This is a genomic window from Rhodococcus sp. T2V, from assembly GCF_029269925.1.
GTDB lineage: Bacteria > Actinomycetota > Actinomycetes > Mycobacteriales > Mycobacteriaceae > Rhodococcus_F > Rhodococcus_F koreensis.
In genome coordinates this window covers 1-8483 of record NZ_JARJBD010000183.1, presented here as the reverse complement: position 1 = coordinate 8483, position 8483 = coordinate 1, and the positions used below count along the sequence as shown (strand labels likewise).

Here is an 8483-nt window from a genome sequence, read left to right as displayed (position 1 = left end):
ACCGATCGGCGCACCACAATCCTCCAGCATGAACGCGATGCGGTCAGCCGGATAGTTCGGATCCACCGGAACGAACGCCGCCCCCGACTTCGCCGCCGCCCAGGTGCAGGTAACCGACTCCAGGGAGCGGGGCAACGCCAACGCCACCGACACCTCGGGGCCGACCTGCATGGCTGCGAGCAGGCGCGCCACACGGTTCGACTCTGCGTCCAATTCTCGGTAGGTGACGGTGCTGGTGGAGCCGCCGAGAAGTGTCGGGGCGACGAGGGCGTCACCGTCGGGGTTGCTACGGACGGCGGCGGCGAGCAGATCCGGCAGCGTGACCGGTGAGAGCCCGGGCCGGCCGCTTGCCGGGACCAGCGCGTCCCACTCGGTGTCGTGGAGTAGGTCGAGGTCCCCGACCGCGGTATCCGGATCGGACGTCACGGCCTCGAGAATCCGCTGCAGCCGCCACGCGAAGTCGCGGACGGTGGACTCGTCGAACAGGTCGGTGGCGTAGACGAATTCGGCACGAATCCCGGACGGCGAGCCCGTGTGATCGAGTTCCTCGCCCAGCGTCAGCTGGAGGTCGATCTTGGCGACCCCCGGATCCACGTCCTCCACGCCGATCCGCAATCCCGGCAGTTCGTAGTCCGCTGACTGCAGCGGGTTCATCGACAGCGCGACCTGGTAGATGGGGTGATGCGCCGCCGTGCGTGTCGGGGCGAGGACATCGACCAGCCGCTCGAACGGGACGTCGGCGTGGGCGAACGCTGCGAGGTCGGTGTCGCGCACCGTACGGAGCATCTCGGCGAAACTGTCTCCACCACGCACGGCTGTGCGCAGAACCAGGGTGTTGACGAACATTCCGACGAGGTCGTCGAGGGCGCGTTCGCCGCGGCCGGCGATCGGGGTGCCGATCGCGACGTCGCCGGTCGCCGACAGTCGTCCCATCAGCACCGCGAAGGCGGCGTGGGCGACCATGAACGTGGTGGCCCCGTGTTCCCGGGCGAGTCGTCGAATGCGCCGGTGCGTTTCGGGGTCGATGCCGAAGCGGACCGTTCCCCCGGCGAACGTCGGGTGCGCGGGGCGTGGCCGGTCGAAGGGCAGGGGCAGTTCGTCGGGCGCGCCGGCGAGCGTGCGCGTCCAGAATCCGAGTTGCGTGGCCATCACGGATTCCGGGTCGTCTTCGCTGCCGAGGACGTTCCGCTGCCACACGCTGAAGTCGGCGTACTGGACCTCGAGCGGCGCCCACTGCGGGGCGTGACCCTCCGCGCGGGCCGCGTAGGCGACCATGACGTCGCGGCCGAGTGGTCCGAAAGACCAGCCGTCGGCCGCGATGTGGTGCAGCGAGATGGCCAGGACGTATTCGGTGGGCGCGATGCGGAACAGTGCGGCCCGTACCGGTGTCTCGGCGGTGACGTCGAATCCGCGGGACGCGAACACCGCCATCCGGCCGGGGAGATCGTCTTCGGTGACGTCGACCGGAGACAGTGTCACGGTGACGTCGGCGGCGGCCAGTACGACCTGCTCGGGGCCGTCCCCGCCATCCGGGAACACGGTGCGCAGCGACTCGTGGCGTTCGACGACGTCGTCGAACGCGGCCGCCAACGCTGCGATGTCGACGACGCCGGACAGCCGCACCGCGAACGGCAGGTTGTAGGCCGGGGAGCCGGCGTCGAACTGGTTGAGGAACCACATGCGCTGCTGGGCGAGCGACAACGGGATGCGGGCGGGCCGGGTCGCCGCCGTCAGGGCGGGACGCACGTCCGTCGCAGTGGGGTCGACGCGCAGTGCCAGGTCGGCCACGGTGGGTGCTTCGAACACGTCCCGTACCGACAGCCGGGTGCCGGTCGACTCGGTGATGCGCGCGGCGACGCGGGTGACGGACAGCGAGTTTCCGCCGAGGTCGAAGAAGCTGTCGTGGACGCTCACCCGGTCGAGTCCGAGTACCGTGCCGAACACTGCGGCGAGCACCTGCTCCACCTCGGTGCGCGGTGTCACGTATTCGGTTGCATTCGAGGCGAACTCGGGCGCCGGCAGGGCCTTGCGGTCCAACTTCCCGCTCGTGTTCAACGGGAACTCGTCCAGCAACACCGTCGCCGACGGCAGCATGTACGACGGCAGCGAACCCGAGGCATGCCGGCGCAGATCCTCCACATCCAGCTGACCGGCAGGCGTTCCGACCACATACGCCACCAGATGATCACCCGTGACGGCATCCGAGTACACCACAACAGCCGCACCGGTCACCCCCGGATGCGACCGCAACACCGCCTCGATCTCACCCAACTCGATCCGCTGACCACGGAACTTCACCTGAAAATCGGTACGCCCGATGTACTCCAGCACCCCATCCCGCCGGCGCCGCACCAGATCACCGGTCCGATACATCCGCGACCCGACACCACCGAACGGATTCGCCACAAACCGATCCGACGTCAGATCCACCCGACCCAGATACCCCCGCGCCAACTGAACGCCACCGAGATACAACTCCCCCGGCACCCCCACCGGAACCGGATGCAACCGCGAATCCAGCACATACGCCTGCGTGTTCCACTCCGGAACCCCGATCGGCACCGTCGCCATGTCCGACGCACTGGTTTCCCAATACGTCACCGACACCGCCGCCTCCGTCGGACCGTACAGATTGTGCAGGCCAGCGGACGACAAGGCCCGGAACCGATGTGCGGTTTCAGGGGGAAGTGCCTCGCCGATCACGAAGACGTGCCGCAGGGTGGCGCAGGATGCCTCCGACGCCGCGGCGATGAAGACGTCGAGCATCGACGGCACGAAATCGGTCACCGTCACCCCGTGTTCGTCGATCACCTCCGCGAGATACGCCGGATCGCGATGGCCGTCCGGAGACGCCAACACCATCGACGCACCAACCTGCAACGGCCAGAAGAACCCCCACACCGACACATCGAACGTCGTCGCCGTCTTCTGCAGCAACACATCCCGACCGGTCAACGCGTACTCCGACTGCATCCACACCAACTGGTTCACGATGCCCCGGTGCGGCACCGCCACACCCTTCGGCTTACCGGTCGATCCGGATGTGTAGATGACGTAGGCGGTGTTGTCCGCGCGCAGGGGATGCGATCGTTCGGCGTCGGTGATGCGCGTGCCCGAGTAGTCGGTCAGGTCCAGGTCGTCGATCGTGATCACGTCGACGTCGGAGGGAACTGCGCTGTGATCCGCGGTCGTGGTCAGGACGCGTACCGGCCCGGCCGACTGCAGCACGTACCCGATGCGATCGGCGGGATGGTCGGGGTCGACGGGCACGTAGGCACCGCCCGCCTTCACCACCGCGTACATTCCCACCACCAGGTCCAGCGAGCGCCGCATCGCCAACGCGACCCTCGACTCCGGCCCCACACCACACGAGATCAGATACCGGGCAAGCCGATTCACCCGAGCATCGAAGTCCGCATAAGTGAGGGAGACGCCCTCGAACACCAGTGCCGGGGCTTCGGGAGTCCGCGCCACCTGCGCGTCGAACAGATCCGGCAGGGTGGTGAGGGGAACGTCGTGGTCCGTGGCGTTCCAGTAGGTCAGTGCGGCGTGCTCGTCGGCGCCGAGTAGGGCGATGTCACCGGCCGGCGTTCTCGGGTCGGTGGTAACGACATCGAGGATCGTGATGAATCGGGTGGCGATGGAGGCGGCCGTGTCCTCGTCGAACAGATCGGCCGCATACGTCAGTTGCGCGGTCATCCCGTCGGGGCCGCCTGCGGCGTCGAACCGCTCGACGAGGGTGACGTGCAGATCGAATTTCGCGACGTCGATGTCGGCGGCGAGTCCGCGCAGGGTGAGTCCGTCGAGTTCGAGTGCGGTCTGCTCGAGGTTCTGGAAGGTGAGCATCACCTGGAACAACGGGTGCCGGGCCGCGTGCCGGGTGGGGCTGAGCACCTCCACCAGCCGTTCGAACGGCACATCGGCGCGGGAGAACGCCGCGAGATCCACCTCGCGGACGTGGTCGAGCAGGTCGGTGAACGCGGACCCCGGATCGATGTGGGTCCGCAGGGCCACAGTGTTGACGAACATGCCGATCAGATCGTCGAGTTCGGGTTCGCCGCGACCGGCCACGGGGCTGCCGATGGTGACGTCGGAGGAGGCGCTGAGACGTCCGAGCAGCACGGCGAGCGCGGTGTGCATCACCATGAACAGCGTGGCCCGCCGGGACTGCGCGAGCGCCGTCAGCGCGCGGTGCGTGGACGCGTCGATGACGAAGTCGACGTGCCGACCGTGGTACGACTGCTCCGCGGGTCGCGGCCGGTCCATCGGGAGATCCAGTTCCTCGGGAATGCCCGCGAGGGTGTTCGTCCAGTAGTCGAGCTGCCGGGCGGCCAGGGATTCGGGGGCGGATTCGTCGCCGAGGAGTTCGCGCTGCCAGAGGGCGTAATCGGCGTACTGCACCGGCAGCGGCGTCCAGGTGGGGCGTTCGCCCCGGGTGCGGGCCGCGTACGCGACCATCACGTCGCGGACCATCGGTGCCATCGACCAGCCGTCACCGCAGATGTGGTGCACCACCAGTGCCAGCACGTGGTCGTCGGCGCCCACCCGGAGCAACGTGACGCGGACCGGCAGGTCTGTGGTGACGTCGAACCCCGTAGTGAAGTATCGCGCCAGGACGGTCTCGAGATCGTCCTCGGCGATATCTGCGACGGTCAGATTCGGTGGCGCGTCGGCAGTGTCGCGCACGACCTGGTGCGGTCCGGTCACCGAATCCGGAAACACGGTGCGCAGCGTTTCGTGCCGTTCGATCAGGTCCGCGACGGCCGCCGCGAGCGCCACGCGGTCGAGTGCCCCGGTGAAGCGGACCGCGAACGGCAGGTTGTACGCCGGGGACGACGGATCGAACTGGTTGAGGAACCACATGCGCTGCTGGGCGGGCGACAGCGGAATCCGTTCCGGCCGTTGCCGCCGGGACAGCTCCGGTCGGGTGTCCGCTCCGGTCGACTGAGACAGTCTGGCCGCGAGTTCCGCGACGGTCGGCGACTCGAACAGGTCCCGCACCGCGAGCGGGACACCCAGTTCGCCACGGATCCGGGACACCAGCTGGGTCGCGATCAGCGAGTTGCCGCCGAGGTCGAAGAAGCTGTCCTGGACGCTCACCCGGTCGAGTCCGAGTACCGTGCCGAACACCGCGGCAACGGAGTGCTCGACGCTCGTGGTCGGTGCGATGTATTCGCCCGAAGCCGCGGTGAACTCGGGCGCGGGGAGTGCTTTCCGGTCCAGCTTCCCGCTGGTGTTCAGCGGGAACTCGTCGACCAGCACCACCGCCGACGGCAGCATGTAGGACGGCAGTGCGCCGGACATGTGCCGACGCAGGTCCTCGGTGTCCACCGCATGACCCTGTGACGGAACCACGTACGCCACCAGATGATCACCCGTGACGGCATCCGAGTACACCACAACAGCCGCACCGGTCACCCCCGGATGCGACCGCAACACCGCCTCGATCTCACCCAACTCGATCCGCTGACCACGGAACTTCACCTGAAAATCGGTACGCCCGATGTACTCCAGCACCCCATCCCGCCGGCGCCGCACCAGATCACCGGTCCGATACATCCGCGACCCGACACCACCGAACGGATTCGCCACAAACCGATCCGACGTCAGATCCACCCGACCCAGATACCCCCGCGCCAACTGAACGCCACCGAGATACAACTCCCCCGGCACCCCCACCGGAACCGGATGCAACCGCGAATCCAGCACATACGCCTGCGTGTTCCACTCCGGAACCCCGATCGGCACCGTCGCCATGTCCGACGCACTGGTTTCCCAATACGTCACCGACACCGCCGCCTCCGTCGGACCGTACAGATTGTGCAGGCCAGCGGACGACAAGGCCCGGAACCGATGTGCGGTTTCAGGGGGAAGTGCCTCGCCGATCACGAAGACGTGCCGCAGGGTGGCGCAGGATGCCTCCGACGCCGCGGCGATGAAGACGTCGAGCATCGACGGCACGAAATCGGTCACCGTCACCCCGTGTTCGTCGATCACCTCCGCGAGATACGCCGGATCGCGATGGCCGTCCGGAGACGCCAACACCATCGACGCACCAACCTGCAACGGCCAGAAGAACCCCCACACCGACACATCGAACGTCGTCGCCGTCTTCTGCAGCAACACATCCCGACCGGTCAACGCGTACTCCGACTGCATCCACACCAACTGGTTCACGATGCCCCGGTGCGGCACCGCCACACCCTTCGGCTTACCGGTCGATCCGGATGTGTAGATGACGTAGGCGGTGTTGTCCGCGCGCAGGGGATGCGATCGTTCGGCGTCGGTGATGCGCGTGCCCGAGTAGTCGGTCAGGTCCAGGTCGTCGATCGTGATCACGTCGACGTCGGAGGGAACTGCGCTGTGATCCGCGGTCGTGGTCAGGACGCGTACCGGCCCGGCCGACTGCAGCACGTACCCGATGCGATCGGCGGGATGGTCGGGGTCGACGGGCACGTAGGCACCGCCCGCCTTCACCACCGCGTACATTCCCACCACCAGGTCCAGCGAGCGCCGCATCGCCAACGCGACCCTCGACTCCGGCCCCACACCACACGAGATCAGATACCGGGCAAGCCGATTCACCCGAGCATCGAAGTCCGCATAAGTGAGGGAGACGCCCTCGAACACCAGTGCCGGGGCTTCGGGAGTCCGCGCCACCTGCGCGTCGAACAGATCCGGCAGGGTGGTGAGGGGGACGTCGTGGTCCGTGGCGTTCCATCCGGACAGTTCCCGGATGCGTGTGGCGGCGTCCGCGATCGCGATGTCGCCGACGGGCGTCTGCGGTGCAGCTGCGACGGCCTCGAGGATCCGGACGAACTGTGCACCGAGCGAGCGGACCGTGCTCTCGTCGAACAGGTCGGTGGCGTAGTTGAATTCGGCGGCGATGGGGCCGGGTCGCCCGTCGGCGGTGTGGGTGTCGGTGAGGACGAGTTGCAGGTCGAACGCGGCGACGTCGGGAAGGATCGGTTGGCTCGACACCGACAGGCCGGGGAGTTCGAGGTGCGTGGGGGCGTGGTTCTGGAAGAACAGCGCCACCTGGAACAGCGGGTGGTGTGCTGCCGTGCGGGTGGGGTTCAGGTGCTCCACCAGGCGTTCGAACGGCACATCCGTGTGCGCGAACGCGGAGAGGTCCACGTCTCGGACCTGCTGTAGCAGTTCGGTGAACGACGAGGCCGGGTCCAGTTGTGCACGGAGCACGAGGGTGTTGACGAACATGCCGACCAGGTCGTCGAGGTCGCGGTCGCCGCGGCCTGCGACGGGGGTGCCGATGGCGATGTCGGTGGTCGCGCTGAGCCGGCTGAGCAGTACCGACAGTGCGGAGTGCGCGACCATGAACAGGGTCGCGTTCTGTGTGCGGGCCAGGTTCAGCAGGCGTTCGTTCAGTTCGGCGGAGATCTCCCACGACAGGGTGGCGCCGTGCTTCGACGCGACGGTGGGTCGCGGCCTGTCGGTGGGCAGGTCGAGGCTGTCCGGCAGCCCGGCCAGCGCGGTTCCCCAATACGCGAGTTGGCGGGCGGCCCGCGAGTCGGGGTCGTCCTCGTCGCCGAGGAGTTCGCGCTGCCAGAGTGTGTAGTCGGCGTACTGCACTGGCAGCGGCGTCCACTGCAGTTCGTGGCCGCCGCTGCGCGCGGCGTACGCGAGCATCAGGTCGCGGGACAGCGGCGCGAACGACCATCCGTCGGCGGCAATGTGGTGCACCACCAGGACGAACACGTGTTCGTCGTTCCGCACCCGCAGCAGTCGAGCGCGTACCGGAATCTCGGTGGCGACATCGAAGCCGGCGAGGGCGAATCCCCGGATCGCGGCGGGGAGGTCGTCCTCCGTCTCCTCGGCGACTGTGAGGTCGAGGTCGGCGTCGTGCACGTCGAGGATGCGCTGCCAGGGGCCGGCGTCCGGGGCGGGGAACACGGTGCGCAGCGATTCGTGCCGGTGCAGTACGTCGCGGAGTGCGCGACTCAGTGCCGTGATGTCGAGGTCGCCCGAGAATCGCACGGCAAGAGGCAGGTTGTAGACCGGACTCGCGGTGTCGAACTGGTTGAGGAACCACACGCGTTGCTGGGCGGGCGACAGCGGCACCTGCTCGGGCCGCTTCCGCGGGGTCAGTGCGGGAGGCGCGAGGTGCGCCGCAGGGTCGGCCCCGTCGAGTCGCTGCGCGAGCCCGCCGACGGTCGGCGCATCGAAGACGTCGCGCAGCGACACCGGGACGCCGAGTGCGTTGCGCAGTCGCGATACCAGGCGGGTGGCGACGAGGGAGTTGCCGCCGAGGTCGAAGAAGTGGTCGTGGATGCCGACCCGCTCGACGCCCAGGATCTCGGCGAACACACCGGCGACAACCACCTGGGTGGGGGTCCGCGGTGCCACGTATTCAGCGGTCGCGGTGTCGAGGTTCGGTGCGGGCAGAGCTTTGCGGTCGAGTTTTCCGTTGACCGACAGCGGGAGGGTGTCCAGGTGCACGACCTGCGCCGGAATCATGTACGACG

Annotated in this window: 1 protein-coding gene; it reads right to left on the bottom strand. The window is 67.9% G+C overall.

What is annotated here, in order from left to right; all coding sequences use genetic code 11:
• Positions 1-8483 (bottom strand): non-ribosomal peptide synthetase (locus P3H15_RS52225; protein ID WP_276144533.1); only part of this gene is annotated, 8483 nt, incomplete at both ends.